The 24,801-nt window shown below is 64.5% G+C and carries 26 protein-coding genes and 2 pseudogenes; 10 read left to right on the forward strand and 18 right to left on the reverse strand.

Translation table 11 applies throughout. From position 1 onward, the window contains the following. The first annotated feature begins 16 nt into the window (after positions 1–16). Genes DW355_RS13500 through DW355_RS13515 form a run of 4 tightly spaced genes read left to right on the forward strand, consistent with a single transcriptional unit; the run spans position 17 to position 3,372 of the window. Entirely contained in the window at positions 17–421 is a 405-nt protein-coding gene (locus DW355_RS13500; protein ID WP_131280806.1) for a nuclear transport factor 2 family protein, read from the forward strand. Between the two features lie 11 nt (positions 422–432). Further along, positions 433–1,356 (forward strand): polysaccharide deacetylase family protein, encoded by a 924-nt coding sequence (locus DW355_RS13505; protein WP_131280808.1) that lies wholly within the window; start codon positions 433–435, stop codon positions 1,354–1,356. Next, positions 1,353–2,555 carry an amidase gene (locus DW355_RS13510; RefSeq protein WP_131280810.1) on the forward strand — a complete coding sequence of 401 codons (1,203 nt, stop codon included), beginning with the start codon at positions 1,353–1,355 and terminating at the stop codon, positions 2,553–2,555. Before DW355_RS13505 ends, DW355_RS13510 begins: the two co-directional genes overlap by 4 nt. Beyond that, positions 2,539–3,372, forward strand: coding sequence for a GntR family transcriptional regulator (locus DW355_RS13515; RefSeq protein ID WP_131280812.1), 834 nt, complete (start codon positions 2,539–2,541; stop codon positions 3,370–3,372). Before DW355_RS13510 ends, DW355_RS13515 begins: the two co-directional genes overlap by 17 nt. 9 nt (positions 3,373–3,381) lie before the next feature. Here the strand turns inward: DW355_RS13515 and DW355_RS13520 are convergent, their stop codons facing one another. The 5 genes from DW355_RS13520 to DW355_RS13540 form a co-directional block, all read right to left on the reverse strand. Then, entirely contained in the window at positions 3,382–3,786 is a 405-nt protein-coding gene (locus tag DW355_RS13520; RefSeq protein WP_165493198.1) for a YciI family protein, read from the reverse strand. A 13-nt stretch (positions 3,787–3,799) separates the two neighbouring features. After that, positions 3,800–4,234, reverse strand: coding sequence for a GNAT family N-acetyltransferase (locus tag DW355_RS13525; RefSeq protein ID WP_131280814.1), 435 nt, complete (start codon positions 4,232–4,234; stop codon positions 3,800–3,802). Positions 4,235–4,383: 149 nt separating this feature from the next. Then, entirely contained in the window at positions 4,384–4,776 is a 393-nt protein-coding gene (locus tag DW355_RS13530) for a hypothetical protein (protein WP_207388027.1), read from the reverse strand. A 97-nt stretch (positions 4,777–4,873) separates the two neighbouring features. Continuing rightward, positions 4,874–5,323, reverse strand: coding sequence for a hypothetical protein (locus DW355_RS13535; protein ID WP_131280816.1), 450 nt, complete (start codon positions 5,321–5,323; stop codon positions 4,874–4,876). Between the two features lie 349 nt (positions 5,324–5,672). Then, complete coding sequence (locus DW355_RS13540; RefSeq protein WP_131280817.1) at positions 5,673–7,613, reverse strand: propionate--CoA ligase; 1,941 nt, start codon at positions 7,611–7,613, stop codon at positions 5,673–5,675. Positions 7,614–7,706: 93 nt separating this feature from the next. Here DW355_RS13540 and DW355_RS13545 point away from each other — a divergent pair, with 93 nt between their 5' ends. The 3 genes from DW355_RS13545 (at position 7,707) to DW355_RS13555 (ending at position 8,907) form a co-directional block, all read left to right on the forward strand. After that, the gene (locus tag DW355_RS13545; RefSeq protein WP_131280819.1) at positions 7,707–8,273 is read left to right on the forward strand and encodes an NUDIX hydrolase; all 567 of its coding nucleotides are present in this window, start codon (positions 7,707–7,709) and stop codon (positions 8,271–8,273) included. Between the two features lie 167 nt (positions 8,274–8,440). Then, positions 8,441–8,623: a hypothetical protein gene (locus DW355_RS13550; RefSeq protein ID WP_131280820.1), complete on the forward strand. Its 183-nt coding sequence runs from the start codon at positions 8,441–8,443 to the stop codon at positions 8,621–8,623. Between the two features lie 77 nt (positions 8,624–8,700). Continuing rightward, on the forward strand, positions 8,701–8,907 hold the full coding sequence (locus DW355_RS13555; RefSeq protein WP_131280822.1) for a hypothetical protein: 207 nt from the start codon (positions 8,701–8,703) through the stop codon (positions 8,905–8,907). Between the two features lie 50 nt (positions 8,908–8,957). On the opposite strand, the gene DW355_RS18160 is transcribed toward DW355_RS13555, so the two are convergent. The 9 genes and pseudogenes from DW355_RS18160 to DW355_RS13600 form a co-directional block, all read right to left on the reverse strand. Then, the gene (locus DW355_RS18160; protein ID WP_242671386.1) at positions 8,958–9,548 is read right to left on the reverse strand and encodes a MerR family transcriptional regulator; all 591 of its coding nucleotides are present in this window, start codon (positions 9,546–9,548) and stop codon (positions 8,958–8,960) included. Between the two features lie 106 nt (positions 9,549–9,654). After that, entirely contained in the window at positions 9,655–9,978 is a 324-nt protein-coding gene (locus DW355_RS13565; RefSeq protein ID WP_131280823.1) for an integration host factor subunit alpha, read from the reverse strand. A gap of 42 nt (positions 9,979–10,020) precedes the next feature. Further along, on the reverse strand, positions 10,021–12,480 hold the full coding sequence (gene pheT, locus DW355_RS13570; protein ID WP_131280825.1) for a phenylalanine--tRNA ligase subunit beta: 2,460 nt from the start codon (positions 12,478–12,480) through the stop codon (positions 10,021–10,023). A 35-nt stretch (positions 12,481–12,515) separates the two neighbouring features. Beyond that, the gene (pheS, locus tag DW355_RS13575) at positions 12,516–13,625 is read right to left on the reverse strand and encodes a phenylalanine--tRNA ligase subunit alpha (protein ID WP_131280826.1); all 1,110 of its coding nucleotides are present in this window, start codon (positions 13,623–13,625) and stop codon (positions 12,516–12,518) included. 123 nt (positions 13,626–13,748) lie between these two features. Continuing rightward, positions 13,749–14,108 (reverse strand): 50S ribosomal protein L20, encoded by a 360-nt coding sequence (gene rplT / locus DW355_RS13580; RefSeq protein ID WP_006296828.1) that lies wholly within the window; start codon positions 14,106–14,108, stop codon positions 13,749–13,751. Positions 14,109–14,133: 25 nt separating this feature from the next. Then, positions 14,134–14,337: a 50S ribosomal protein L35 gene (rpmI, locus tag DW355_RS13585; protein WP_006296830.1), complete on the reverse strand. Its 204-nt coding sequence runs from the start codon at positions 14,335–14,337 to the stop codon at positions 14,134–14,136. A gap of 222 nt (positions 14,338–14,559) precedes the next feature. Next, a complete protein-coding gene (infC, locus tag DW355_RS13590) occupies positions 14,560–15,168 on the reverse strand; it encodes a translation initiation factor IF-3 (protein WP_131280828.1) in 609 nt (202 codons plus the stop codon). Between the two features lie 93 nt (positions 15,169–15,261). Beyond that, positions 15,262–17,195: pseudogene (gene thrS / locus DW355_RS13595) on the reverse strand (threonine--tRNA ligase). Positions 17,196–17,368: 173 nt separating this feature from the next. Further along, the gene (locus tag DW355_RS13600) at positions 17,369–17,776 is read right to left on the reverse strand and encodes a GlcG/HbpS family heme-binding protein (RefSeq protein ID WP_131280830.1); all 408 of its coding nucleotides are present in this window, start codon (positions 17,774–17,776) and stop codon (positions 17,369–17,371) included. Between the two features lie 271 nt (positions 17,777–18,047). On the opposite strand from DW355_RS13600, the gene DW355_RS13605 reads away from it, so the two are divergent. Beyond that, on the forward strand, positions 18,048–18,734 hold the full coding sequence (locus DW355_RS13605; RefSeq protein ID WP_131280831.1) for a Bax inhibitor-1 family protein: 687 nt from the start codon (positions 18,048–18,050) through the stop codon (positions 18,732–18,734). 101 nt (positions 18,735–18,835) lie between these two features. After that, positions 18,836–19,231, forward strand: coding sequence for a hypothetical protein (locus tag DW355_RS13610; protein ID WP_131280833.1), 396 nt, complete (start codon positions 18,836–18,838; stop codon positions 19,229–19,231). Positions 19,232–19,311: 80 nt separating this feature from the next. On the opposite strand, the gene rlmD is transcribed toward DW355_RS13610, so the two are convergent. The 4 genes and pseudogenes from rlmD to surE all read right to left on the reverse strand — a co-directional run bounded on the left by rlmD (position 19,312) and on the right by surE (position 23,579). After that, positions 19,312–20,781 carry a 23S rRNA (uracil(1939)-C(5))-methyltransferase RlmD gene (gene rlmD / locus DW355_RS13615; protein ID WP_131280834.1) on the reverse strand — a complete coding sequence of 490 codons (1,470 nt, stop codon included), beginning with the start codon at positions 20,779–20,781 and terminating at the stop codon, positions 19,312–19,314. A gap of 7 nt (positions 20,782–20,788) precedes the next feature. Next, positions 20,789–21,772 carry a peptidoglycan DD-metalloendopeptidase family protein gene (locus DW355_RS13620; protein WP_242671160.1) on the reverse strand — a complete coding sequence of 328 codons (984 nt, stop codon included), beginning with the start codon at positions 21,770–21,772 and terminating at the stop codon, positions 20,789–20,791. Positions 21,773–21,871: 99 nt separating this feature from the next. After that, positions 21,872–22,798: a protein-L-isoaspartate O-methyltransferase family protein gene (locus DW355_RS13625; protein WP_131280836.1), complete on the reverse strand. Its 927-nt coding sequence runs from the start codon at positions 22,796–22,798 to the stop codon at positions 21,872–21,874. Then, a pseudogene (gene surE, locus DW355_RS13630) lies at positions 22,795–23,579 on the reverse strand (5'/3'-nucleotidase SurE). Before surE ends, DW355_RS13625 begins: the two are co-directional and overlap by 4 nt. A gap of 156 nt (positions 23,580–23,735) precedes the next feature. Between surE and DW355_RS13635 the strand changes: the two are divergent. Further along, positions 23,736–24,713, forward strand: coding sequence for an NADPH:quinone oxidoreductase family protein (locus tag DW355_RS13635; RefSeq protein WP_131280837.1), 978 nt, complete (start codon positions 23,736–23,738; stop codon positions 24,711–24,713). The last annotated feature ends 88 nt before the right edge of the window (positions 24,714–24,801 follow it).

Consider the following 24,801-nt stretch of genomic DNA (forward strand, 5'->3'; position numbering starts at 1 on the left):
CGAGAGGAATCCACCCATGAACCCATCCACCCCCGCAGCCATCGTCGACGAGTACCTGCGCCTGCTGATGATTCCGGACCCGGCCGCCGCCAGCCAATTCATCGCGCCCGGCCTGCGCATCCGCTTCACCGGCGGCCGCGCCATGCAGGCCCCCACCGAATGCGCGGCCTTCAACGCCACGCGCTACCAGTGGGTCAAGAAAAAAGTGGAAGCCACCGAGACCGTGGCCGGCGGCACGCCGGAGCACACCGTGGTCTACAGCCTGGGCACGCTGTACGGCGTGTGGCCCGACGGCACGCCTTTCGAAGGCAACCGCTACGTGGACCGCTACGTCGTGCAGCAGGGCCTGATCACGCAGATGGACGTGTGGAACGACAGCGCCGAATGGCTGCTGGTGCGCGCCGGATTGGCCACTTTGTGAGGTACAGCCCCATGCCCGCCCTCTACCCCGGCCAACTTCCCGACCACGGACGTTTTCCCTATCAAGCCATCACGCGGCGCGCCGATTACCGCTGGCCGGGCGGCGCGCGGCTAGCGGTCTACCTGGCGCTGAACATCGAGCACTTCGCTTTCGGCGAAGGCCTGGGTGCCATGATCGGACCCGCCTCGCCCCAGCCCGACGTGCTGAACTACAGCTGGCGCGAGTACGGCAACCGCGTCGGCGTGTGGCGCTGCCTGGAACTCTTTGACGAACTGCAACTGCCCGCCGCCGCGCTCATCAACACCGCGCTCTACGATCACTGCCCCGAGGTGGTGGTGGCCTGCGCCGCGCGCGGCGACGAACTGGTGGGGCACGGCCACAGCAACGCCGAGCGCCAGGGCGTGCTGGACGAACAGGCCGAGCACGAACTGCTGGCGCTCTGCCGCGACCGCATGCGCGCGCGCAGCGGCGCGGCGCCTACGGGCTGGCTCTCGCCCTGGATTTCCGAAAGCAAGCTCACGCCCGATCTGCTGGCCGAGGCTGGCTACCGCTACACACTCAACTGGTGCCACGACGACCAGCCCGTGCGCATGACGACGCGCGGCGGCCAGGGCCTGTGGTCCATCCCCTACCCGCAGGAACTCAACGACATCCCCATGATCGTGGGGCGCCAGATGGACGGCAAGGACTTCGCACAGATGATCGTGGACAACTTCGACGAGATGCTCGAACAGTCCCGCCAGCAACCGCTGGTGATGGGCATCGCCCTGCACCCCTATCTGGTCGGCCAGCCCTACCGCCTGCGCCACCTGCGCCGCGCCCTGCAGCACCTGGCCACCGCGCGAGAACGTGGCGAAGTCTGGTTCACCACACCCGGCGCCATCTGCACGCACATGGACCGCCTCGCCCACACCCACACCGAAACCACCGCATGAACGCTCCCCTGCCCTTTCCCCTCAAAGACACCGTTGGCGCCTGGGTGCCGCATGGCCAATTCAGCATCGCTGGCCAGGCCGGCGGGCCGCTGAGCAGCCTCACCTTCGCCGCCAAGGATTTGTTTGATGTGGCCGGCCACCCCACGGGTGCCGGCAACCCCACATGGCTCACCACCCATCCCGTGCCCACGCAACACAGCGCCGTCGTCGCCCAATTGCTGCAAGCCGGCGCCACGCTCATGGGCAAGGTACTGACCGACGAGTTGGCCTACAGCCTGCACGGCGACAACCTGCACTACGGCACACCACTCAACAGCCTCTACCCCGCGCGTGTCACCGGCGGTTCGTCCAGCGGTTCGGCGGCGGCCGTCGCGGCAGGCCTCGTGGACTTCGCCCTGGGCACCGACACCGGCGGCTCCACCCGCGTGCCGGCCAGCTACTGCGGCCTCTGGGGCCTGCGCAGCACGCACGGCCTGGTCTCGACCGCGGGCCTGGTTCCCCTGCACCCCAGCTTCGACACCGCCACCTGGCTCGCCGCCAACGGCGACGTGTTCGAACGCGTGGGTCGTGTCCTGCTGCCCGAAAGCGGCTACCGCCCACGCCGCTTGCTGCTGCCGCTGGACGCCTGGGAACTGGCCGATGAGCTCTTCACCAAACCCTTGCACCGCGCGCGCGAAGCCCTGGCGCAGCTGCTGGCCTGCGTGCCCGAGAACCTGCGCATCGCGGGCGAGACCGGCCTGCCGGCTTGGCGCCAGACCTATGTGACGACGGGCGCCTTTGAAGGCTGGCAGGTGCATGGCGCATGGATCACGCAAACGAAGCCCAGCTTCGCCCCCGCCATCGCAGGGCGCTGGCGAGCTGCGAGCCAGGTCAACGCCGAGGCGGCCGAAGCGGCGCGCGCGCTGCAGGCGCAGGTGCGCGCCCAGGTGCGGGCGCTGCTGGGTGACGACGGCCTGATGCTACTGCCCTCGGCCGCCAGCCTGCCGCCGCTGCGCGACGCCGACCCGGGGGCCGTGGACGCGGTGCGCCTGCGCACCATGGCCATCACCTGCATCGCGGGTCTGTGCGGCCTGCCGCAGATCAGCCTGCCGGTGCGCACGGCCTCCGGTGATATGCTGGGCTTGTCCCTGCTCGGCCCCGCTGGCAGCGACCTCGCCTTGATCCGAATCGCACGCAGCCTGCATGCCCAAATCCACTGAGTCTCGCGCCCCTGCCAGCAAGGCGGGCACCCGCCGCGCCACGCGGACCGCTGGCGCCCCCACTGTCACCCTCACTGGTAAGGGCCGAGGCCCCGCCGTCGCCCCCGCGCTGGACCCGGACGCCCACGCGGACCAACTCGGCGAGGACAGCGCCGACATCGAGGCCCGCATCTACCAGGCCGTCTTCGACAGCGTGATGAGCCAGCGCCTCAAGCCCGGCACCAAGCTGCCCGAGGCCCCGCTGTGTGAACTTTTCAATGTGAGCCGCTCGGTGGTGCGCAAGGTGCTGCAAAAGCTGGCGCATGACCACATCGTGCAACTGCGCCCCAACCGAGGCGCCATCGTGGCCGTGCCCACGCGCGAGGAAACGCGGGAAATCTTCGAAGCCCGCCGCGCGCTCGAAGCCGCCGTGGTACGCCTGGTGGCTGAACGCGCCAGCGCGCGCGACCTCAAGGGCCTGCGCGAACAGCTGCGCGCCGAACACGAGGCCATGCACCGCTTCGACCAACCCGCCTGGGCCCGATTGGCCAGCGCCTACCACCTGCGCCTTGCGGAATTGTCGGGCAACGAAATCCTGCAACGCTACCTGGCCGAAATCGTCTCGCGCTGCTCCCTCATCGTCGCCGTGCACCAACCGCCAGGCAACGCGGCGTGCGAACACGACGAACACGAACGCATCGTGGACTGCATCGCCCAGGGCGACGCCGAGGGCGCGGTGAAACTGATGGACCAGCACCTGCGCGACCTGGAACAGCATCTGATGCTGGTGTCGCCGGGGGATGAGAAGAGTCTGGCGAAGTTGTTGGGCTTGGGGTGAGGCTGGCGCTCAAGAAGACGCCAACTCTGCTTTGACGCGCCAGGCATTCGGCGTTTCGTTGGTCGTGTCCTTCGCCAAGGCCTTGGCCTGTTCAAGAGGTCGAACCTCCAAGGAAAGGCCGAAGGCCAGGCAGGGGTTCTCGGCGGCCAGCGCGGCGGCTTCATCCAGGCTGTCGGCAACGATGAACCAGTAGCCGCCCACGAGTTCCTTGGCCTCCGCGAACGGACCATCGGTAACGCCTCGCGCTGTCACCAGCTTGCCGTCCATGTGCAACCTGCTGCCCTCCAGCATGCGGCCGGATACCAGATGGCCTTCGTACCACGCGTAGAACCGATCGATGGCTTGCTGGACGTCTTTTGGAGTCGCGGTTTCGTCCCACTTACCGCGTGAGATGACCAGGTACTGATGCTTCATGATGATGGAAAGATCAGGCGTTGGCGTTGCCGTTGCTGACCCGTGAGTAGCGGTGAATATCAGTGCGACGCATCCAGCCCTGGCTTTCCCAGTAGGCTTGCGCGACTTCGTTCGTCCTGAAGACGTCGATGTGCGACTTGAAGATGCCCAAGTCCTCCAGGCTCGCCAAGCAACGGCTGACGAGTGCGTTCGCAATACCTTGCCTTCGGTGCTCAGCGTGGACCACCAGATGCTGAAGGTAACCACGGCGGCCATCATGGCCGCACATGATGCACCCAATGACCCGCCCCCCATGCTCAGCCACGAAGCTCATACCGAGATTGCGCTCAAGGTATCGCGCAGTTGCTTCGCGCGAGTCGGCATCGCGCAAGGAAACACCCGGCGTGTCTTTCATCAGTTGAATGACCGACTCGTAGTCGCTGATTGTCATGGTGCGGAGGAATGCCATGCGAGCATCTTACGCAGGTGAATCGCACAAAATTTGATGGGTGCATCCGACCCATAGCAGACGATCAAGTATCTATGAAAGCAGTCGTTTAACGTAAAGGTGACCGGCCCCTTGCCGCAACGTGTCCGAGTCGACCGACCTGTTAGACCTCACCGGGACGGCACCACGCGGAGCGGCTGACCGTACGGGTTGCCGGCCCCATACGGGTTGTTGATGCTATCCGGAGAGTGCGGATTGCCGTACCTGCCGTAGGGATTGGACGTGGAATCCGGATCATAGGGATTGCTGCTCAAGCGCCCGCGGTAGTTTCCCTGACTGTCGTAGAGCTTCGGAGCGTCCGTCGCGTAGGGGTTAGTGTGCGACTTGTTGCTGTACGGGCTGCCGTATGTGCTGTACGGGTTGTTCAGCCCATCGGCCTTATAAGGGTTGCCCGCGCCATACGGATTGTTCAAGCAGCGCGGATCGTACGGACAGTTCTGCGCCAAGGCCGCGGCTGAACAAAAGAGCAACACCGCCAGAAGGAATGCAAGCTTCGTTCTCATATAAGTCCTTTCAGTGAGGTCTAACGTACAAGCTAACCGGCGCGAAGCCGGTAGGCGGAGCGTCCAGCGACTGAAGGGAGCGAGGTTGAGCGCCATGTTAGGTTTTGGACGCAAATGCGAGAAGGGCGGCGACATTGGAATGGAAAAGAGCTTGAGCTTTTGCAGTGGCCTCGGCTTGATTACCTCCAGGGCCATAAGAGTCAAAATAGTGCAGATAGGTGTTCATGTCGCAATCGCGGCCAGTGGCGTTGCAATAGCGCACCCAAGCTTTGCGGAGGTCGCCTTTCTTGCACCAGAGCAAAGAAGCCTCGAAGTCCGTAACCGCAGCTTGCAAGATGGGGAATTTATTTTTCAGCTCTTCTCCGAAGGCTGCACCGTCCCAGCGGGTGAATGTCGGATAGAAGTCGGAAAGGGCGTCAAGGACGGAGGAGCGGAACTTGGCAGAAGCGGTGCGGTAAGCGTTGTATCTGGCAACCGCGAAAGCGAACAGGCCGCCAAAAAGACAGACCAAGACAGTAATTGCCCAAGTTGGGGTGACTATCTCCAAGCGGCACTCCTTGGGATGTGCGGATGGATACCTTTGGTAGGCGCATTCATTAGGAAACCTAACGTAATGTATAGAGCAAAACCTGCTCTATAAACTGGCGCGTGCTCGATATTCTGACCATCAGATTTCCCTGAAGTTGGCTTGCAACATGGCTTTGCAATCGAAGAAATTCCGCAGACTGTTGAAGCCGATTGTGCCTACCAGTTCAGCCACAGCCTATCCCCAAATTGGGTAATTTGGCGTCCGCTTCTGGGCCTCTAGGCCTATGTCCGCTCCTGGCCGAATCCTGCCATCCCAAGATTGAAGTCGCGCCTTAGTGGCACCCGCCCTTGCGCCTTGCCGCATAACTTCAACTCTTGCCCGCCAGCAACTCCCTCACCTGCTGTAGCGCCCCCGGATCGTCCAGCGTGGTGAGGTCGCCCGGGTCGCGCCCTTCGGCCACGGCCTGGAGGGCGCGGCGCAGCAGCTTGCCGCTGCGGGTCTTGGGCAGCAGTTGGACCAGCAGCACGCGTGACGGGCGGGCCACGGCGCCGAGCTGGCGGTCCACCACCTGCATCAGTTCGCCCTCGAAGCGCAGGCGCGCTTGCGCCTCGCCCAGGCCGCTGGCGTCGCGCGCGACCACGAAGGCCAGGGCCACCTGGCCCTTGAGCGCGTCGGCCACGCCGACCACGGCCACCTCGGCCACGTTGACGTGGCTGGCGATGCATTCCTCGATTTCGCGCGTACCCAGGCGGTGGCCCGCCACGTTGATCACGTCGTCGGTGCGTCCGAGGATGAAAAAGTAGCCGTCCTTGTCGCGCACGCCCCAGTCGAAGGTACTGTAGATCAGCCGGCCGGGAATGCTCTTCCAGTAGGTGTTGACGAAGCGCGCGTCATCGCGCCAGACGGTCTGCATGCAGCCCGGCGGCAAGGGGCCTTCGATGGCGAGCACGCCTTTCTGGTCCGGCCCGGTCAGTTCCTCGCCCGTGCTTTCGCTGATGAGCTTGACGTCGTAACCGTACATGGGCACGCCAGGGCTGCCGAACTTGCCGGGTGTTTTTTCAACGCCATTGGCGATGCTGAGGATGGGCCAGCCGGTCTCGGTCTGCCAGTAGTTGTCGATGATGGGCACCTGCAGGGCATCGCTGATCCACTGCGCGGTGGGTTCGTCCAGCGGCTCACCCGCGAGGTACAGGGCCTTGAGGCTGGAGAGGTCGTGGCGCTTGAGGTAGGCCGGGTCTTGCTTCTTGAGCACGCGCACGGCCGTGGGCGCGGAAAACATGCGCGTGACCTTGTACTTCTCGACCAGTCGCCACCAGATGCCGGGGTCGGGCAGGCCATCCAAACCACGGATGGGCAGGCCTTCGTAGAGGATGGTGGCCATGCCCGCAATCAGCGGGCCGTAGACGATGTAGCTGTGGCCCACGACCCAGCCGATGTCGCTGGTGGAGAAATAGGTTTCACCCGCCTGGCCCTCGTAGATGTACTTCATGCTGGCCGCCAGGGCCACGGCGTAACCGCCCGTGTCGCGTTGCACGCCCTTCGGCTTGCCCGTGGTGCCGCTGGTGTAGAGCGTGTAGCTGGTGTGGGTGGCGTCCACCCACGCCACGGGAACGGAGGTGTACAGCTGCTGCTCGCGCAGCGCGCTCCAGAGCTGGTCACGCCCGGGCACCAGGGGCATGGGCGCCAGTTGCCGGTCCACCAGCAAGACGGAGGACGGCTGGTGGCGGGACAGGCGCAGGGCCTCGTCCAGCAGCGGCTTGTAGGCCGTGACCTTGCCGCCGCGCGAACCCGCGTCCGCGCTGACGATGACCTTGGGCTCGGCATCGTCAATGCGCGTGGCCAGGGAGCCCGAGGCGAAGCCGCCGAAGACCACCGAGTGGATGGCGCCGATGCGCGCACAGGCCAGCATGGCGAAGACGGCCTCGGCGATCATGGGCATGTAGATCAGCACCCGGTCGCCCTGGGCCACGCCCAGGCTGTGCAACACGGCGGCCATGCGCTGCACTTCCAGGTGCAGATCGGCGAAGGTGTAGACCTGTTCCTGGCCGGTTTCGGTGCTGACGGCAATCAGGGCGGGCTGCTGGGCACGGTCCTTCAAGTGGCGGTCCACCGCGTTGTGGCAGAGGTTGGTCGTACCGCCGACGAACCAGCGCGCGAAAGGCGGGTGGCTGTAATCACAGATCTGCCGAGGTGCGGTTTGCCAGTCGATGAGGCCGGCCTGCTCGGCCCAGAAGGCGTCGCGCTGGGTGATGGAGCGCTGATGGAAGGCCGCGTAGCTGGATGGGGCGTGACTGCGCGTGCTGGACATGGTGGGGTTCTCCTCGAATAGTTATGGGTGGCAATCCGGCTGATAATTATTGGTCCAGGACTTGCAGCAGACTGACACTTCATTCACCCAACCATGCTGCGCAGCCCCATCAAACATTGCCGCCACTGCGGCACCCTCGTGGTCTACCGCATTCCCGACGATGGCGACACGCGCGAACGCGCGGTCTGCCCCGCCTGCGGCACCATCCACTACGAAAACCCACTCAACGTGGTCGGCACGATTCCCGTGATGGACGGCAAGGTGCTGCTGTGCAAGCGCAACATCGAACCCCGCCGCAGCAAGTGGACCCTGCCCGCGGGTTTTCTGGAACTGGGGGAAACAGCGGCTGAGGGCGCGGCCCGGGAAACCGACGAGGAAGCCGGCGCCGAGATCGAGATGCAGGGGCTCTACACCATCATCAGCGTGCCCCGGGTCGGGCAGGTGCATCTGTTCTACCGCGCGCGCCTTTTGAGCACGCACCTTGCGCCGGGGCCGGAAACCATGGAAGCGCGCCTGTTCGCGGAACACGAGATTCCCTGGGACGAGATCGCCTTCCGCACCGTCAGCGAGACACTGAAGCTCTACTTCGCCGACAGCCAGGCCCACGCGGCCAGCCCGCGCGCCGAGCCTTACCCGGTGCGCGACTTCAGCCTGGGCTAGGGGGCGATTCCCGGCCGCGAAACGGCCTGTGTTTCCCCCGGCTTTACAAACCGGCAAATCGGAGTAGATTGGCTCTTACGCCGCACGCATGGGCCATGCGCAGGCGATGCATGCGCGGCGCCAGTGGAGGCTTGTTGCCCCATTGACCGTTACCGACGGAGACCGCCATGACCAAAAAATACGAAGAGCACTTCTGGGATGTCGATCTGGTTGTCCTGTTCAAGGACTGGTTCTCGCAAATCGGCCTGTTTGTGCTGATGGCCGTTACCTTTCTCGGCATCGGCCTGCCCCTTTTCATCTCCATCCTGGTTCTGTGGTATCTTGCAGGCTTTCCAAGCTTCTCCTTCTGAAGGAGACTGGCTGCGTCGGAGTCAAGGTGTCGGCCCGGCGCGCGTTCATCAACCTTGTTTTTGCGTGATCATCCATCGTGTCCAACGCTGAACAACCCGCCGCCGTCCTGCCGCTCTTTCGCCCGGGCACCCAGGTGATGTATCACGGGAAACCTGAGACGGTAGACCACATCATCATCCAGCGTTACGACCTGCTGGTCCACCTCAAAGAGGCCAACATCTCGGTCAACGCCGACAAGGTCGAGCTGGAACCGACCCGTATTCCGCTCAGCCGCACGCACTGACTGAGTCTGGGCGCCAGCTGCGCTGGTCAGCCCCGCTGCTTCGGCAGCCTCTACCAATCCCCCGACAGCAAATCCCGGATCGCGGTGAGTTCTCGCCGCACTTGCTGCAAGTGCAGCACCGACCCCGCCTCGGCACGCCCGTTCTTCAGGGCGTCACCAGCATTGGCAAGGTGGACGGGCATCGCAAGGCTCGCGCGCGCCGCCATGTCAGCCACCTCTGTCATCGCTGACGCCCCCGCCATGCCTGCATCGGCGGGGCCCCAAGGCGTCGCACCGTGCCCGTTCGCCGGCGCAGCCAGCGAGGTTTCCAGAATGTCCAGGCCGGCATCGTCCTCCGCGCTGTCGAAGGCGAGGTCCACGCCGCGTTTCTTTTCGCGCTCGGCCGCCAGCAACTCCTGCATCCTGTTGCGCGCGCCACTGATGGTGAAGCCCTGGTCGTACAGCAGATCCCGGATGCGGCGGATCATCAGCACTTCGTGGTGCTGGTAATAACGGCGATTGCCGCGCCGCTTCATCGGGCGCAGCTGGGTGAACTCCTGTTCCCAGTAGCGCAGCACATGCGGCTTCACCCCGCACAATTCACCGACCTCGCCGATGGTGAAGTAGCGCTTGGCGGGGATCGGCGGTAGTGGGGACTCCATGGAATCGCAGGTCTGTGGCTGAATGTCGGGAAAGGCGTGGAACGTGAAGGTAACCCAAATCCCGCGGCTTTCCAAGCTTCGCGGCGCGGGGTGCCACGCCTTGGCTTCAGCTGTCCGTCCAGGCCTGGATCTGTTCCTTGAGCTTGTGGCTGGCGTGGAAGGTCACGACCCGGCGTGCCTCGATCGGGATTGCCTCGCCGGTGCGCGGATTGCGGCCAGGACGCGCCGCCTTGGTGCGGATCTGGAAATTGCCGAAGCCGGAAATCTTCACATCCTGCCCCTGTGTGAGGCGTTCAGCGACCAAGTCGAAAAAGGCGTCGATCATGTCCTTGGACTCGCGCTTGTTCAGGCCAATCTGCTCGAACAGCAACTCGGCCAGATGCGCCTTGGTCAAGGCGGGGGTTTCCAGGCTTTCGACGGCAATGTCCATGGTTGATCTCTCGCCCCTCTACTTCCAATCAATGAACCCGGCTCACGCCCTCAGACGCGCGCCCACCTGTTGCTGCAGCGATGCGAGCACAGCTTGCACGGCGGCATCCACCTGCTCGTCCGTCAGCGTGGCGTCCGTGTCGTTGAAGGTCAGGCGCACGGCGAGGCTCTTCTCATTGTCGGCCAGCCCCGCCGACACTTGACCCGGCTTGGCGCGGTAGACGTCGAACAATACCGCATCACGCAGCAATCCGGCGGTGGCAGCGGCCTGGATGGCCCGCATCAGCGCGGCATGTGTCACGTCCTGCGCGACGATGAAGGCCAGATCGCGCTCCACCGCCTGGAACTTGCTCATAGGCCGCAGCGCCGGGACGTCACGGGCCTGCACGGCGTCCAATGACAGCTCGAACAGCACGGGCGTCATGGACAGCTCATACGCCTGTTTCCAGCGCGGATGCAGTTCCCCGATGAAGCCGATCGGCTCCAAGCCTTGTCCGCCCTTGAGCAGCACGCGCGCGCTGCGCCCCGGGTGCAAGGCCGGGTGTTCAGCCGGTTCAAACACGGCCTGGCGTGGCGCCAGCAGGGCCTCCACATCGCCTTTGACGTCGTAGAAATCGACCGGGCGCGTGACACCGCTCCACTGCAGGCCCTCCACCGGGCCCGCGGCCAGGCCGGCCAGGCGCATGGGCTGGTCGAAGCCAGCCACGCTGACATGGCTGTCCTGCACGCTGGCATCGCGCAGGAAGACGCGGCCCAGCTCGAACACGCGCACACGCGGGGCCTTGCGGTCCAGGTTGAACTTGAGCACCTGCAGCAGCGAACCCAGTAGCGAGGAGCGCATCACGCTCATCTGACTGGCGATGGGGTTGAGCAGCTTGATGGGCTGGGCGTTGGCGGCGAGTTCGCGTTCCCAGCGTTCCTCGACGAAGCTGTAGTTGATCGTCTCCTGATAGCCCTGGGCCGCCAGCAGGCGACGCACCGCGTAGGGACTGCGCTGCGCCTCGGGGCGCCGCTGCGGCGTCACGGGGGCCAGCGGCGGCGTGTGCGGCAGGTGTTCGTAGCCGACCAGGCGTGCCACCTCCTCGATCAGGTCTTCCTCGAGCTGCAAGTCAAAGCGGTACAGCGGCGGCGTGACCGTGATGACGCCCTCGCCTTCCACCAGGGACAAGCCCAGGCGCTTCAAGACGTCGACGCACTGGGCCTGGCTCAGCGGCATGCCGATGACCTTGACCGCACGGGCCACGCGCAAGGTCACGGGTTGGGCCGTGGGCATGCGGGGCTGCTGGTCGTCGATGGGGCCACAGACCGTCTCTGGCGTGCCGCAGATCTCGACGATGAGCTGGGTGATGCGCTCGATGTGCGCCACGGTGAGTTCCGGATCCACACCGCGCTCGAAGCGGTGACCGGCGTCGGTGGCGAAGTTGTAGCGGCGCGAACGGCCGGCGATGGATTTGGGCCACCAGAAGGCGGCTTCCACATAGACGCTCTTCGTGTCGTCGGACACGGCGGTCGCGTCACCGCCCATGATGCCGGCCAGGGATTCCAGGGCCCGGTCGTCGGCGATCACGCCGACTTCGGCATCCACGGTCACGGTGTTGCCATTGAGCAGCTTGAGCTGTTCCCCTGGCTTGCCCCAACGCACGTCCAGGGTGCCGTGGATCTTGTCCAGGTCGAAGATGTGGCTGGGGCGGCCGAGTTCGAACATCACGTAGTTCGATATGTCCACCAGGGCCGTCACGCTGCGCTGGCCGCAGCGCGCCAGGCGCTCCACCATCCAGGGCGGGGTGGCGGCCCGGGTGTTGACATTGCGCACGATGCGGCCCGAGAAACGGCCACAGAGCTCGGGCGCGCTGACCTTCACCGGCTGCACGTCCTGGATCTGGGGCACCACCGGGGTGATGGCCGGAATCTTGAGCGGCGCGCCGGTCAGTGCCGCGACTTCACGCGCCACGCCGTAGACGCTGAGGCAATGCGCCAGGTTGGGCGTGAGCTTGAGCGTGAACAGCATGTCGTCCAGCTTCAGGTACTCGCGGATGTCCTGGCCCAGGAGCGCATCGGCGGGCAGTTCCAGCAAGCCACCGTGGTCTTGCGAGAGCTTGAGTTCGCGCGCCGAGCACAGCATGCCCTGGCTTTCCACGCCACGCAGCTTGCCCAGCTTGATCTGGAAGGGCTTGCCGTCACCATCATCGGCGGGCGGCAGCTCCGCGCCCACCAGGGCGCAGGGAATCTTGATGCCCACGCGCGCATTGGGCGCGCCGCAGACGATGTTGAGCAGCGTGCCCTGTCCGGCAGCCCCAATGTCGACCTGGCACACGCGCAGGCGATCCGCGTTCGGGTGCTGCACCGCTTCCTTGATCTCGGCCACCACCACCCGGGTGAAAGGCGGGGCCACGGGCACCAGTTCCTCCACCTCCAGACCGGCCATGGTCAGCGTGTCGGCCAGTTGCTGAGTGGAAAGCGGCGGGTTGCAGAATTCGCGCAACCAGGATTCGGGGAATTGCATGGACTTATCTCAATCGTGAGCGGGAACGAGCGACTTCACTGGAACTGACGCAGAAAGCGCAGGTCACCGTCGAAAAACAGGCGCAGGTCATTCACGCCGTAACGCAGCATGGTGAAGCGGTCGAGGCCCATGCCGAACGCGAAGCCGATGTAACGCTCAGGGTCCAGCCCCATGTTGCGCACCACGTTCGGGTGCACCTGGCCGGAACCGGCCACCTCCAACCAGCGGCCGGCCAGTGGGCCGTGCTGGAACTGGATGTCGATCTCCGCGCTCGGCTCGGTGAAGGGGAAGAAGCTGGGGCGGAAACGCAGCACCAGGTCATTGCTTTCGAAAAAGGTGCGGCAGAACTCGGTGAACAGGTACTTGAGGTCCTTGAAGCTCACGTTCTCGCCGATCCACAGGCCTTCGCACTGGTGGAACATGGGCGAGTGGGTAGCGTCGCTGTCCACGCGATAGGTACGGCCGGGGGCGATCACGCGGATTTCGGGCATGGGCTGATCGGCTGCACGCCGACCCGCCTGCTTCGCGGCCTCATGCGCGGCAACGTGCTGGAGGGCGTGGCGCACTTGCACAGGGCTGGTGTGGGTGCGCAGCAGATTGGGGGCCTTGGCATCCGTCACGCCGTTCGCACCTTCCACGTAGAAGGTGTCGTGCATGGAACGCGCGGGATGGTCCTCGGGCGTGTTGAGCGCGGTGAAGTTGTACCAATCGGCCTCGATTTCCGGGCCCTGCGCCACGGCAAAGCCCATGGAAGCGAAGATGGATTCGATGCGCTCGGTGGTCAACGACACCGGGTGCAGACCGCCGCCCATGCCGGTGGCACTGCCGCCGCGCACGCGCCCAGGCAGGGTGACGTCCAGCACATCGGCCTTGAGTTGCACGGCCAGCTCGGCATCGGCCAGGGCCTGGCGGCGGGCATTGAGCGCGGTCTCGATGGCCTGCTTGGCTTGGTTGATGGCAGCGCCGCGGGTCTTCTTGTCGTCCACGGACAAGGCGGCCATGCCCTTCATCAACTCGGTGATCTGGCCGGCCTTGCCGAGGAAACGCGCCTTCGCGTTCTCCAGATCGGCCGGGGTGGCAGCCTGCGCGAAGGCGTCTCGCGCGCTGCCGACGATGGCGCCAAGGTCAGCCGGAATGTCGCTCATGATGGAATGTGAAAGCTAGGGGAAAACAAAAAGAAAAAGGGCCAAAGCTCATGCAAGCTCCAGCCCTTGTTTCCTGAACCGCGGGGCCCGGTCTGGAACCGGGCCACGCGCGGCGCATGCAGATCAAGCAGCCAGCTTGGCCTTGACTTTCTCCACGATGCCGGCGAAAGCCGCCATGTCGTTGACGGCGATGTCGGCCAGCACCTTGCGGTCGATCTCGATCTGGGCCTTCTTCAGGCCATTGGCGAACTGGCTGTAGGTCAGGCCGCATTGACGCGCGGCGGCGTTGATACGGGCGATCCACAGCTGACGGAAGACGCGCTTCTTGGCACGGCGGTCACGGTAGGCGTACTGGCCTGCCTTCATCACCGCTTCCTTGGCAATGCGGAACACATTGCCGCGGCGACCGCGGAAACCCTTGGCGAGGTTCAGGACTTTCTTGTGACGGGCACGGGCCGTAACACCACGTTTGACGCGAGGCATGTTCTAACTCCTTGTTCGTCGTTGATTACAGGCCTTGGCCGGGCAGCATCTGCGCCATGTGACCCATATTGGTCGCATGCACATTCACCGCACCGCGCAGGTGGCGCTTGTTCTTGGTGGTCTTCTTGGTCAGGATGTGACGCTTGAAGGCTTGGCCGCGCTTGACGGTACCACCGGGACGAACGCGGAAGCGTTTCTTCGCCGCGCTCTTGGTCTTCATCTTGGGCATTTTCATGCTCCTATTGCTTTGTGCTCGTGAGGCGCCGCAAAAACCGATTGCAGACTTGATGGCCCCGAGCCACTTGTGCGGAGAGAGTTAACCCTCCACCTTGACGCAACGGGCCTTGCGGCCCGTCACTGTCGCGATGGGCGGTTTGAACCCGCCCATCACTCCGAAAAGCCTGAGCCTTCCGGCATTTCCCGCAGGTTTCTCAACCCACGGAAAAATTCCTCAACCTTGCGCTGTGGCTTCGGCCGCAGGCTTGGCGGCCACGGCCTTCTCACCGCCCCCGGCCTTTTTCTTGCCCGGCGCAATCATCATGATCATCTGCCGGCCCTCAAGCTTGGGCATCTGTTCGACCACGATCAGGTCACCCAGATCGGCGCGCATGCGGTCCAGCATGGCCATGCCCAACTCTTGGTGCGTGATCTCGCGCCCCCGGAAGCGCAAAGTGATCTTGCACTTGTCGCCTTCCTCAAGGAAGCGCTTGATGTTGCGCAGCTTGATGTTGTAGTCGCCATCGTCGGTGCCGGGCCGGAACTTGACTTCCTTGACCTCAATCACCGTCTGCTTCGCTTTCGCTTCAGCGGCCTTCTTCTGTTCCTGGTACTTGAACTTGCCGTAGTCCATCAGACGGCAAACAGGGGGGACGGCAGTGGGCACAATCTCCACCAGATCAACGTCCATTTCCCCGGCCAGGCGCAGGGCCTCCGCCAAGCTCACCACGCCCATCGGCTCATTGTCCGGCCCGGAGATGCGAACCTCGGGGGCCATGATTTCACGGTTCAGGCGGTGCTTGCGCTCTTCGCGCTGGCGGCGATCACGAAATTCAGTAGCGATGGCTCAAATCCTTCACAAAAATTGTCGTCAGAAACGACTTAACCGTCCCGGCATACGCGCACAGCCCCACCAGCCTGCCTTGCGACAAAAACGTCACACGGCGTGTTCAGCGGTCTTATGGGTGATGTCCTGAGCGATCAACTGAACGAAGGCGTCCAGGGACATCACACCGAGGTCTTTGTTACCCCGGGCGCGCACCGCGACGGCACCCGCTGCCTTTTCCTTGTCACCTGCGACGAGGATGAAGGGCAGCTTCTGCATCGAATGCTCCCGTATTTTATACGTAATTTTCTCGTTGCGGAGATCGGTCTCTACCCTAAGCTCTTGATTCGGCAGCGCTTTGCGCAGTTTTCGGGCAATTTCCTGGCAGTAATCGGCCTGGGCATCGGTGATGTTGAGCACGGCGACCTGCACCGGAGCCAGCCAGGCGGGCAAGGCGCCGCCATGCTGCTCTATCAGGATGCCGATGAACCGCTCGAGGCTGCCAACGATCGCGCGGTGCAGCATCACCGGGCGGTGGCGGCTGCCGTCCTCACCCACAAACTCGGCATCCAGCCGTTCGGGCAGGTTCGGGTCCACCTGAATGGTGCCGCACTGCCATTGGCGACCCAGCGCATCCTTGAGCGTGTATTCGATCTTGGGACCATAAAACGCACCCTCGCCCGGCAAGTACTCGAACTCGCAGCCGGAAGCGCGCAGGCCATCGGCCAGGGCGGTTTCGGCGCGATCCCAGCTCTCTTCCGTGCCGATGCGCTTCTCAGGCCGGGTGGAGAGCTTGTAGAGAATCTCCTCGAAACCGAAATCCTTGTAGACCTTGCGCAGCAGCGCGGTGAACGCCTTGACTTCGGACTGAATCTGATCCTCGGTGCAGAAAATGTGGCCATCGTCCTGCGTGAAGGCCCGCACCCGCATGATGCCGTGCAAGCCCCCGTGGGTTCGTTGCGGTGGCATGCACCGAACTCACCATAACGCAGCGGCAGGTCTCGGTAGCTCTTGACCCCCTGCTTGTAGATCAGGATGTGGCCCGGACAGTTCATAGGCTTGAGCGCGTATTCACGCTTTTCGCTCTCGGTCGTGAACATGTTGTCGCGGTACTTGTCCCAGTGCCCGGTTTTCTCCCAGAGCGACTTGTCCAGAATCTGCGGGCCTCGGACCTCTTGGTAGCCGTTGTCACGGTAGACGCGGCGCATGTACTGCTCCACCTCCTGCCACACCGTCCAGCCCTTGGGGTGCCAGAACACGGTGCCGGGCGAATGCTCGTCCAGGTGGAACAAATCCAGCTCGCGGCCCAGGCGCCGGTGGTCGCGCTTCTCGGCCTCCTCCATGCGCAGGATGTAGGCGTCCAGGTCCTTCTTGTCCGCCCAGGCCGTGCCGTAGATGCGCTGCAGCTGCTCGTTCTTCGAGTCACCGCGCCAGTACGCGCCGGCCAGCTTGGTCAGCTTGAAGGCCTTCAGAAAACGGGTGTTTGGCACGTGCGGGCCACGGCACATGTCCACATATTCCTGGTGGTAGTACAGACCCATGGCAGTCTCATCGGGCATGTCCTCGATCAGGCGCAACTTGTATTCCTCGCCGCGCTTCTTGAAAACCTCGATGACCTCGGCACGCGGCGTCATCTTCTTGATCACGTCGTAGTCCTGGGCGATCAGCGCCTTCATGCGCGCCTCGATGGCCGCGACGTCCTCGGGCGTGAAGGGACGCTCGTAGGAAATGTCGTAATAGAAGCCTTCGTCGATCACTGGGCCGATGACCATGCGAGCCGTCGGGTACAGCTGCTTGACGGCATGCCCCACCAAGTGAGCGCAGGAGTGACGAATGATTTCCACGCCCTCGGGATCCTTGGGCGTGATGATCTGCAGCTTGGCGTCATGGTCAATCAGGTCGCTCGCATCGACCAGGCGACCGTCGACTTTTCCAGCCACGGTGTTCTTGAGCAAGCCGGGACCGATGGCGGCGGCCACCTCGGCCACCGTCACCGGACCGGGAAACTGGCGTTGGGAAGCGTCGGGAAGCGTGATCTGGACCATGTTGGCGTCGTAAAAATCAAGAAGGCGCGGTGAAAAAATTCACCGCGCCTTGCTCTTTGTGGGGATGAAACTTCGTCGGATTTTATGCCCTTGCGGCCAGGCGCAGCGCGCCGACCCAAGGAAACGGCCCGTCGAAGCCCTGACATCACCGGCCCAGTTGGGCCGATGGACAATCAAAGACCGATGGCCGCGATACCCGCACGCGCAATCTGCACATCCTCCGTGGACTTGACGCCACTGACGCCCACCGCGCCCAGGCACTGACCGTCCTTGAGGATGGGCACACCACCTTCGAGCATGCCTTCCAGGGTCGGCGCGCTCAGGAAGGAATAGCGCCCACCGTTGATCACCTCCTCATACACCTTGCTCTCCCGCCGCCCCAGGGCCGCTGTACGCGCCTTGGCGGGCGAAATGTGCGACGACACCGGTGCGGCGCCATCCAAGCGCTGCAGCCAGAGCAGGTGGCCGCCTTCGTCCACGATGGAAATGGTCACGGCCCAGTTGTTCTTGCGGGCTTCAGCCTCGGCAGCGGCGGCGATTTTCTTGATGTCATCCAGTTCAAGTACGGATCGGGTTTGCATGGTTCAGCTCTCGGAAAGGAAAAGCAATGATAAAAAAACAACACATGGAAGCATAACGCCCGCCTCCGGTCTTGTGGGGGCCTCGCAGCAACTTCAGCCCCGCGGGCCTGGCAAAACAGCCCTGAGAAAAAAGCGGTGAATCCACACAGAGACTGGCCCCACCTAAATCAACAGGCCCCGTGGTGGATTGGACTTCGCGCCCGGGTTTCAACCTAGAATTCTCGCCGTCGAGACCCATATACACCTCACAGAAAACTTGAAGGAGCTGACCATGAACCAACGCGTCCCCAGCTATTACGGCGCGGCCCTGCCCGCGGCCGAGCGCAACAAGGTGCTGCGCAATACCTATTGGCTGCTGGCGCTCAGCCTGCTGCCCACCGTTGCTGGCGCCTGGATCGGCGTGGCCACCGGCATCACGATGTACCTGAACGGCATCCTGGGCCTCGTCGTCTTCCTCGGCGGCGCCTTTGGCTTCATCTACGCGATCGAGAAGACCAAGAACTCCGGCGCGGGCGTGCCCGTGCTGCTGGGCTTCACCTTCTTCATGGGCCTGATGCTGTCGCGCCTGATCGCCATGGTGCTGGGCTTCAAGAACGGGGCCGATCTGGTCATGACGGCATTCGCCGGCACGGCGGGTGTGTTCTTCGTGATGGCCAGCCTGGCCACGGTCATCAAGCGTGACCTGTCCGGCATGGGCAAGTGGCTCTTCATCGGCGCTCTCGTGCTGATGGTCGGCTCCATCATCAATGTTTTTGTCGGTTCCTCCGCAGGCATGATGGCCATTTCCATGCTGGCGATCGGCATCTTCAGCGCTTTCATGCTCTATGACCTGAAGCGCATCATCGACGGCGGCGAGACCAACTACATCAGCGCCACCCTGGCCCTCTACCTGGACATCGTCAACGTGTTCCAGAGTCTGCTGGCCTTGCTGGGCCTGTTTGGCGGCGAACGGGAATAAAGGCGAGAAACCACGGACCCAAACCGGGTCCGTGCAATTTCCCGCTCAAGCTGGCGCAGCTTCTGCCGATACAAGAACCAATGTCACGTACCGCCTCCGTCATGAAGCTGCGCTTTTCCCTCCGCATCCTGGCCATCTCGTCCGCAGCGCTGCTGCTGGCCGCCTGCGACATCCCGGGGGTCGCGCCCGATCCGCGCCTCGCCATGCGGGAATCGGACAGCAAAGCCATCGGCAATGCCTGCCGCTATGCGCTGCGCGGCCTGGAAGAGTGCTACACGAACAACCCGAAAGCGCTGAAAACCGCCATTCTGGAAGGCTGGCGGGAGATGGACCAGTACATGCGCGAAAACGACATCAAGGGCCAGGCGGGTGCGCCCGTTGAAGCGCAGGCCCAGGCGCCGTTGCACCCGCAAGGGCAATCCGGCCCCGAGGTCAAGAACACCGAAGGCACGAAGAGCAAGGCCGCGACGGACAAGAAGTCGGGCATCCGGCTCTGATGGCCTGACCGCCCAAGCTGCGGCACATCATCTCTACAAAAAACGCACCCAAGGGTGCGTTTTTTCATGGTGAACCAGCATCAGCAGCGCTCAAACACCGCGATGCTCTCCACGTGTGCGGTATGTGGGAACATGTTGACCACGCCAGCCGCTGTACAGCGGTAACCGGCCTGGTGCACCAGCAGACCAGCGTCCCGGGCCAGCGTGGCCGGGTTGCAGCTCACGTAGACGATGCGGCGAGGCAAGACATACCCTGGCGCGCTTTCCGGCATCTGCACGCAATCGGCCAGGGCCTTGACCAGGGCGAAAGCCCCTTCGCGCGGCGGATCAACCAGCCATTTTTGCCCGGCGCCATAGCCCACCAGATCTGCCGGGGCCAGTTCGAACAGGTTGCGTGCCTCGAAGCGGGTCGGTGCCAGCGGCCTCCAGGGCGCGGCGCGCCGTTGGGCGTTGTAGTTTGCGTTTTCCCTGGAACGCGCCACCAATGCTTCGCTGCCCTCGATGCCCAGCACCTCCCGCGCCTGGGTGGCCAGGGGCAAGGTGAAGTTGCCCAGACCGCAAAACCAGTCGATCACGCGCTCATCCGACTTCACATCCAGCAGCCGCAGAGCCCGTGTCACGAGCACGCGGTTGATGTGCGGATTGACCTGGGTGAAATCCGTCGGCTTGAAGGGCATGTCGATGCCGAATTCGGGCAGACCATAAGCCAGCGGCGCGGTGCCGTCCTGCTCGTCCAGCCGATGCACCGTGTCCGGCCCCTTGGGCTGCAACCACCACTGCACGGCATGCAGCCCCGCGAAGGAACGCAACTTGGCCAGATCGCTGGCGCTCAAGGGCTCCAGATGGCGCAACACCAGGGCCGTCACCACCTCACCCGCCGAGGTATGGCCACAGGCCAGTTCGATCTGAGGACAGGTCTCGATCGCGTCCATGGAGGCGATCAGCGCGCGCAACGGCAGCAGCATCGCGCTCACATGCGGGGGCAGCACGGCACAACTCTTGATGTCGGCCACGTAGCGGCTCTTGCGCTCGTGAAAACCCACCAGCACCTCACCCTTCTTGCGCACGTGCCGCACCGACAGGCGGGCGCGGTAGCGGTAGCCCCAGGACGGCCCTTCGATCGGCCGCAACAGCACTTCGGGGCGCACCTTGCCCAGATGCCAGAGGTTGTCCTCCAGCACACGCTGCTTCACGGCCACCTGGGCCGAAGGCTCCAAATGTTGCATCTTGCAGCCACCGCAGGCCTCGGCGTGCAGGCCGAAATGCGGGCAGGCAGGTCGCACGCGCTGGGACGATTCGCGGTGGATGGCCGTGACGGTGGCCTGCTCCCAGTTGTTCTTGCGGCGGTTGACGTTGGCGCTGACGACCTCGAAAGGCAAGGCACCTTCCACGAAAACCACCTTGCCCTTGGCGTCGGGCTCGTCACCGCCATCGTTGCGATGGGCGATGCCCTGGGCCTCGATGTCCAGCGATTCGATGTACAAGGCATCGGCGGGAAAGACCGACGTGGCCGGCGAGGACGCGGCCTCGGAAACAGGCGTGATGGACATGAAAGCCTCAGCGCTTGGGCAGGTATTGGGCCGGATTGACCGGCTTGCCCTGGCGGCGCACTTCGAAATGCAACTTGACGCGGTCGGCGTCACTGTTACCCATTTCGGCGATCTTCTGGCCGCGCTTGACGGTCTGATCTTCCTTGACCAACAAGGCGCGGTTGTGCGCGTAGGCAGTCAAGTAGGTGTTGTTGTGCTTGATGATGATGAGGTTGCCGTAACCGCGCAGGCCCGAGCCGGAATAGACCACGCGCCCGTCGGCTGCCGCCAGCACCGGCTCACCCGCCGTGCCACCGATATCCAGGCCCTTGTTTCTGACGCCGTCAAAGCTGGCGAGTACCGGACCAGACACAGGCCAGATCCATGTCAGCCCGCTCGAAGAGGCCGCTTCGCCACCCACCACCACGCTGGTCACGGGACGGGATGTCGGCGTGCTGGCGGCCGGCGGCGCGCTCGCGGTTTTCTCACCCGCGTCCTCATCCGTCGATGGCGTTTCGCCGGGCGGGATCACACGCAACACCTGCCCCACGGCAATCTGATGGCCATCGGGCAAGCCATTCCAGCGCGCCAGGTCTTTCCAATGCTGCCCCGTCTCCAGGCCGATGCGGTACAGGTTGTCCCCGGGCTTCACGGTGTAGTAACCCGGCTTGTCGGCACCGCCTCCCGTCTCGACCGTGGCCGCAGGCACGGGCGTGACCACGGGCGCCTGCCCTCCTCCTCCACCGCCGGCGCTCGGCCGGGAGGCGGAACCCACCACGGGCGGACGGTTGGAGGCGGACGTGCCGGAAGCGCGCTGCGGATAGCTGGGCGACTCGATCACGGGTCGCGTGACGGGCACCTCGCGCGCCTCGACCGGCGCACGGCCATTGCCTGCCGCGCATGCCGCCAGCCCCGCGACCGTCACCAGCGCGGCCACCAGCCACACGCAGCGCTTGAACGGCAGAAACAGCGTGGCACTTGGTGGCGTTGGCATCGCATCCGCAGAGGTCATCAGTACAAAGTCCTTCGAGAAAATGGTTGGCCTGTTCCAGGCAAGCCGCGCGTCGAGCGAGGTCACAGACCCGGCCTGTGGCCGGGTCCATGCGCCCACTCAGGCAATACCCGATTTTAGGGGGACGAAATGCACGGCCTCCAGCAGGGTGTGGCGCAGGCCTTCGGCGGTCTTGTCGAGCACCAGCAGGGCTTGCGTGGGGGGCCCGCCCGCGCCCGCTCGTCCCGTGGCCGCCAACACGGGCGCGACCAGGCGCCCGCCCTCGGCCAATTGATCCACCCAGGCTTGGGGCACCGCCTCACCACCCGCCGCGGCGATGATGGCCGCGTAAGGCGCGCCGGCCGGGTAGCCGACCATGCCATCGCCAAACAGCAGATGCACATTGGGCAGGCGCAGGCCGCGCAGGTTCTCGCGGGCCTTCTCATGCAGGCCCCGCAAGCGCTCGATGCTGTACACCTCGCGGGCCACGCAGGCCAGTACGGCCGCCTGATAGCCGCAGCCGGTGCCGATTTCAAGGACGCGCCCCGCGCCCGCCGCCGCGCCGAAGGGCGCCCCGCCACTGCGCTCGTTGTCCTGCGCCGACTTGGCTTTCGCGTGCGCGAGTGCGGGACAGTCCAGCAGCAGTTCGATCATGCGCGCGACCACATTGGGCTTGGAGATGGTCTGCCCCAGGCCGATCGGCAGGCTAGTGTCTTCATAGGCCTGCGGCGCCAGCGCCGTGTCGACGAAACGGTGCCGCTCGACCTGCCCCATGGCGTCAAGCACGCGCGCGTCGTGGATACCCTGGGCCGCAAGCTTGTTCACCATGGCTTGGCGCACCGCCTGCGAATCCAGGCCATGGCTGGCAACGGGTCGGCCGGCACGCGCAGGATGGGCGCCGCCTGGTTTCGCCTGCGCATGGAGTGGCGCTGGCGCTGAGGCGGATTCCGTGCCCCGCACAGGGCCCGTACCCGCCAGGCCGCCGGTCAGCGGCATACCCGCCGCACGGTCCAGACGCACGGGAAAGCCCGGACGCGTCCTGCTCATGTCCCGACCTTGCCAGAAGGCGAGGGCACGGACAGATGCGCGATCGACTGTGCCCAGTAGCTCAGCGCCTCGTGGTCCGACAGATCCACCTTGAGGGGTGTGACGGTCACATGGCCTTGTGCGGCGGCGTGAAAATCGGTGCCCTCGCCTTCGTCCAGCGCAGGGCCCGCCCCCCGATCCAGTACATGGTCTCGCCCCGGGGGCTGGTCTGGGTGATGACGGATTCGGCCGCGTGGCGTCGCCCCAGGCGGCAGACCTTGGTGGACTTCAATTCCTCACGCGGCAGGTTCGGCAGGTTGACGTTGAGCAACCAGGGCTTGGCCTTGGGTGCTTGATGCGCCAGCAGTTGCCGCACCAGTTCACGGGCCCGCTCGGCTGCGGCATCCAGGTGCTTCCAGCCCTTCTGCACCTGCGAAAAGGCAATGGCCGGGATGCCGAACAGATAGCCCTCCATGGCCGCGCCGACGGTGCCCGAGTAGATGGTGTCGTCCCCCATGTTCGCGCCGTTGTTGATGCCCGAGACCACCAGGTCGGGCCGGTAGCCCAGCAATCCCGTCAGCGCGATGTGCACGCAATCGGCAGGCGTGCCATTGACGTAGCGGAAGCCATTGGCCGCACGGTAGACGTAGAGCGGCGCATTGAGCGTGAGGGCATTTGACTTGGCGCTGTTGTTGTGCTCCGGCGCGATCACCTCGACCTCGGCCACATCCTTGAGCGCCTCGTACAGCGCCACGATGCCGGGTGCCTGGTAGCCATCGTCGTTGGAGATCAGGATTTTCATGTTGCCGAAATTGTAGGGGGCTGGGACGGGTCACGGCAGGGACAGCCATGCCACCATGCCCAACCGTATGATCTTCGGACAACGTCAACGGGGTCGCGCGCGCTCCGCACACCCACGCCCGCCCGCTCGACAACACAAGCACACAAGGAGACCCCCATGCATGCCTGGCTCTGCAGCGACCCCAGCGGCGTCGACGCACTGGAATGGAAAGAACAAGCCACACCCGAGCCCGGCCCCGGCCAGGTGCTGCTTGAGCTCAAGGCCGCCAGCCTGAACTTCCCCGATCTGCTGATCGTGCAGAACAAGTACCAGATGAAACCACCTTTGCCCTTCGTGCCCGGCTCGGAATACGCGGGCGTGGTGCGGGCGCTGGGCGACGGCGTGCAGCATCTGAGGCTCGGACAGGCCGTTGCCTGCCTCACCGGCACCGGCGGTTTCGCGACCCACGCCCTGGCGCCTGCGGACCGATGCATGCCCTTGCCAGACGGTTTTCCTTTCGAGGACGCGGCGGCCTTCATCATGACTTACGCCACTTCCCACCACGCACTCATCGACCGGGGCCAACTCAAGGCGGGCGAGACCGTGCTGGTGCTGGGCGCGGCCGGCGGCGTGGGCACCGCGGCGATCCAGATTGCAAAGGCACAGGGCGCGCGCGTGATCGCCGCGGCGTCCAGCGACGACAAGCTGGCGCTGTGCAGGCAGATTGGCGCGGACGCGGGCATCAACTACAGCACGCAAGACCTGCGCGAATCCATCAAGGCTGCGACAAACGGCAAGGGCCCCGATGTGATCTACGACCCCGTGGGGGGCGACCTGGCCGAACCGGCCTTCCGTTCCATTGCCTGGCGCGGCCGGTACCTGGTGGTGGGTTTCGCGGCCAGTCCGACCATCCCCCCACTGCCCATGAACCTGCCCCTGCTCAAGGGGGCGTCCTTGGTCGGCGTGTTCTGGGGCGATTTCGCCCGCCGCGAGCCACAGGCCAACGCGGCCATGATGCAGGCGCTGGCACAGTGGTACGCCCAGGGCAAGGTCAAGCCGGTCATCGACCGCGTGCTGCCCATGCAGGAACTCAAGCAGGCCTACGCCCTGATGGGGTCGCGCCAGGTCAAGGGCAAGTTGGTGCTGGTGAACTGAGCCTGCTGGGTGGAGCGCGCAGAGGACGGGACAGACTGTCCGCCTCATATGATTTGCTGCGCAAATCGAAATCGGCGGCGCCGCCTGC

The sequence above is a fragment of the Hylemonella gracilis genome (assembly GCF_004328645.1).
In the GTDB taxonomy this organism is placed as follows: domain Bacteria; phylum Pseudomonadota; class Gammaproteobacteria; order Burkholderiales; family Burkholderiaceae_C; genus Hylemonella; species Hylemonella gracilis_B.

Coding starts and splice junctions, on each gene's coding strand:
- pheS (WP_131280826.1), bottom strand. CDS start 13,625: ATGAGCGACATTCCGGCTGACCTTGGCGCCATCGTCGGCAGCGCGCGA.
- DW355_RS13510 (WP_131280810.1), top strand. CDS start 1,353: ATGAACGCTCCCCTGCCCTTTCCCCTCAAAGACACCGTTGGCGCCTGG.
- DW355_RS13550 (WP_131280820.1), top strand. CDS start 8,441: ATGACCAAAAAATACGAAGAGCACTTCTGGGATGTCGATCTGGTTGTC.
- DW355_RS13635 (WP_131280837.1), top strand. CDS start 23,736: ATGCATGCCTGGCTCTGCAGCGACCCCAGCGGCGTCGACGCACTGGAA.
- DW355_RS13625 (WP_131280836.1), bottom strand. CDS start 22,798: ATGAGCAGGACGCGTCCGGGCTTTCCCGTGCGTCTGGACCGTGCGGCG.
- DW355_RS13500 (WP_131280806.1), top strand. CDS start 17: ATGAACCCATCCACCCCCGCAGCCATCGTCGACGAGTACCTGCGCCTG.
- DW355_RS13505 (WP_131280808.1), top strand. CDS start 433: ATGCCCGCCCTCTACCCCGGCCAACTTCCCGACCACGGACGTTTTCCC.
- rlmD (WP_131280834.1), bottom strand. CDS start 20,781: ATGTCCATCACGCCTGTTTCCGAGGCCGCGTCCTCGCCGGCCACGTCG.
- DW355_RS13545 (WP_131280819.1), top strand. CDS start 7,707: ATGCTGCGCAGCCCCATCAAACATTGCCGCCACTGCGGCACCCTCGTG.
- pheT (WP_131280825.1), bottom strand. CDS start 12,480: ATGCAATTCCCCGAATCCTGGTTGCGCGAATTCTGCAACCCGCCGCTT.
- DW355_RS18160 (WP_242671386.1), bottom strand. CDS start 9,548: ATGGAGTCCCCACTACCGCCGATCCCCGCCAAGCGCTACTTCACCATC.
- DW355_RS13530 (WP_207388027.1), bottom strand. CDS start 4,776: ATGAGAACGAAGCTTGCATTCCTTCTGGCGGTGTTGCTCTTTTGTTCA.
- DW355_RS13540 (WP_131280817.1), bottom strand. CDS start 7,613: ATGTCCAGCACGCGCAGTCACGCCCCATCCAGCTACGCGGCCTTCCAT.
- DW355_RS13600 (WP_131280830.1), bottom strand. CDS start 17,776: ATGCAAACCCGATCCGTACTTGAACTGGATGACATCAAGAAAATCGCC.
- DW355_RS13520 (WP_165493198.1), bottom strand. CDS start 3,786: ATGAAGCATCAGTACCTGGTCATCTCACGCGGTAAGTGGGACGAAACC.
- DW355_RS13610 (WP_131280833.1), top strand. CDS start 18,836: ATGAAGCTGCGCTTTTCCCTCCGCATCCTGGCCATCTCGTCCGCAGCG.
- rplT (WP_006296828.1), bottom strand. CDS start 14,108: ATGCCTCGCGTCAAACGTGGTGTTACGGCCCGTGCCCGTCACAAGAAA.
- DW355_RS13620 (WP_242671160.1), bottom strand. CDS start 21,772: ATGACCTCTGCGGATGCGATGCCAACGCCACCAAGTGCCACGCTGTTT.
- rpmI (WP_006296830.1), bottom strand. CDS start 14,337: ATGCCCAAGATGAAGACCAAGAGCGCGGCGAAGAAACGCTTCCGCGTT.
- DW355_RS13525 (WP_131280814.1), bottom strand. CDS start 4,234: ATGGCATTCCTCCGCACCATGACAATCAGCGACTACGAGTCGGTCATT.
- DW355_RS13515 (WP_131280812.1), top strand. CDS start 2,539: ATGCCCAAATCCACTGAGTCTCGCGCCCCTGCCAGCAAGGCGGGCACC.
- DW355_RS13605 (WP_131280831.1), top strand. CDS start 18,048: ATGAACCAACGCGTCCCCAGCTATTACGGCGCGGCCCTGCCCGCGGCC.
- DW355_RS13565 (WP_131280823.1), bottom strand. CDS start 9,978: ATGGACATTGCCGTCGAAAGCCTGGAAACCCCCGCCTTGACCAAGGCG.